Source organism: Cellulomonas pasadenensis (assembly GCF_047229365.1).
Classification (GTDB): domain Bacteria; phylum Actinomycetota; class Actinomycetes; order Actinomycetales; family Cellulomonadaceae; genus Cellulomonas.
In genome coordinates this window covers 1-2,172 of sequence record NZ_JBFTEP010000248.1, presented here as the reverse complement: position 1 = coordinate 2,172, position 2,172 = coordinate 1, and the positions used below count along the sequence as shown (strand labels likewise).

Here is a 2,172-nt window from a genome sequence, read left to right as displayed (position 1 = left end):
CCCCCCCCCCCCCCCCCCCCCCCCCCCCCCCCCCCCTTTTTCACGAAGATGAGGGCATACTAGTTCGGCGTAAGTGTCTGGTGGGCTCGGAGTTGTGTATAAGATACCGGGGTCGGGGCGCGGGCCCGCGGCGCGTGCGGTGGCGACCGCGGCGGCGCGGTCGACGAGCTGGTCGCCGTCCGCCCGCAGCAGGCTCCACCCGACGGTGCCGGACGCGCCCTCGGCCGGCTCGAGCGTGAGCGCGAGCACGCGCGTCCCGGCCGACGAGCCCGCGCCCTGCTGCCCGACGACGGGCACGACGGGGTCGGTCGACGCGCGCAGCGCGACCGCGTCCCCGGTCCGCGCGACCCACGCCCACGACACCGGTGCGAGCAGTGCCACGGCGACCACGACGGCGGTCGTCACGCCGACGACCGGCTGGCGCCAGCCGAAGGAGTGCTGCGCGAGCCGCTCCGGGAGCCGGTCGGCGCCGAGCACCGCGGCGCCGAGCAGGCCGGACGTGAGCAGCGAGACGCCCGCTCCGGTCCACGCCGGCGCGACGGCGTCGGGGCCGACCGCCGCGGGCAGCAGCGCGAGGGCGGTGGCCGTGGCGGCGCCGCACGCGGCGACGGCCCAGCAGGCCCGCACGCCGCGCGCGACCGCGGGCCCGCGCCACAGGGCGAGGAGCGCGAGGAGCACGAGGACGGCACCCGTCAGGTAGGGCCACGCGTCGGCGAGGGGCGCGGGCAGCCCGGGCGGCACGAGCGCCGCCGGGTCCGCGGGGACGCCGAGCGCGCGCGCCACGGCGTCCGCGGGCGGCACGGCCGCGACCGGGCCGGGCTCCGCGAGCAGGAGCCGGACCCCGGCGGGGCCGCGGCGCACGGCCTCGAGGACCAGGGGCAGCGTCAGCACGAGCGCCGGCACGACGGCGAGCAGGACGCGACCCCGTCCGCGGGGCACGAGCGCCGCCACGAGGAGGACGACCACGAGCGCCGGCGCGAGCAGCACGGGGGCCCCGGCGACGACGACGGCGAGGGCGAGCGCGGCCCCGGCGGCCGCGGTCAGCGAGCCGGTGGGGTCGGGGGCGCCGACCATCGCGTGCGCCGGCGGCGCGCCGTCGGGCAGGTCGGTGGGCGCCGTGCCGGGCGTCGTCGACGCGACGAGACGGACCGGCGCCGCCGCCACGGCGGGGACGGCGCCCGACGGCGCGGACCGCGGGTGCGGCAGGGCCGGCACGCCGCGGACGGGCGTCGCGACGTCGCTCTCGTCGACGGGCGCGGCGGTGGCACCGCCGTCGGGGGCAGCGGCGAGCCCGCCGTCGGTCCGGGGCGCCGGGACGGGCTCGTCCCGGACGTCGCGGACGACGGGCTCGTCGAGGTCGCGCCGCACGGTCGCGAGCCCGGACAGCACCTGGTCGACGCGCTGCACGCCGACGGCGCGCGCCAGGCCGAGCGCGACCCACGGCAGGGCCGCGTGCGCGAGCACGGCCCCGACGCGGCCGGAGCCGACGGCGAGCAGCAGCGCCGGCGCGAGCGCCCAGACGACCGCCGCCCAGGCGCGCACCCCGACGGACCGGGTGGCGGCACCGGCGGCGGCCCAGGCGCCCAGCCCGGACAGCAGGACGCCGCCGAGCACGACCACGCCCACGGCGGCGGCGAGGCTGCCGTCGAGGACGGCGGCGAGCGGCAGCAGGACGAGGAGCAGCGGGTCCGCGGGCCCGGGTGCGCCGAGCCCGCCGGCCACCCAGCCCGACGTCGCGGCCACCCACACGTCGGCGAGGTCGGTGGTCGCGCGCGCGAGGGCCGGGCCGACGAGCTGCGCACCGCCGAGCACGGGGCCCACGAGCCCGCCGAGCGCCACCGCGGTGACGGCGAGCAGCACGGCGGCGACCACGGCGAGCGTGCCCCGGCGGCGCGTGGCGAGGGCGGCGAGCTCGCGCAGCTCCAGCTCGCTGGGCGCCTGCACGACGCGGCGGGCCTCGCGGCGGGCGAGGCGACGGTCGCGCGCCTGGCGCCACACGTCGCGCCACGTCGCCTGCAGCGGGCGCAGCGTGCGACGCGGCAGCACGCGGGACGCCCGCGCCCGCCGGCGCGTCAGGCGACGGCGCCGGTGACCGTCTCGCCGGGGCCGTCGCCGGGCGCGTCGGGGAAGGGCGAGGCCTCGCGGAAGGCGAGCTGCAGGGAGCGCAGGCCG

At 81.7% G+C, this 2,172-nt stretch carries 2 pseudogenes; both read right to left on the bottom strand.

Annotated features, from left to right (window positions below):
- Positions 1 to 2,046 (bottom strand): annotated as a pseudogene (locus AB6N23_RS18175) (glycosyltransferase family 2 protein); the annotation flags it as partial.
- A gap of 26 nt (positions 2,047 to 2,072) precedes the next feature.
- Positions 2,073 to 2,172: pseudogene (locus tag AB6N23_RS18170) on the bottom strand (DUF1844 domain-containing protein); the annotation flags it as partial.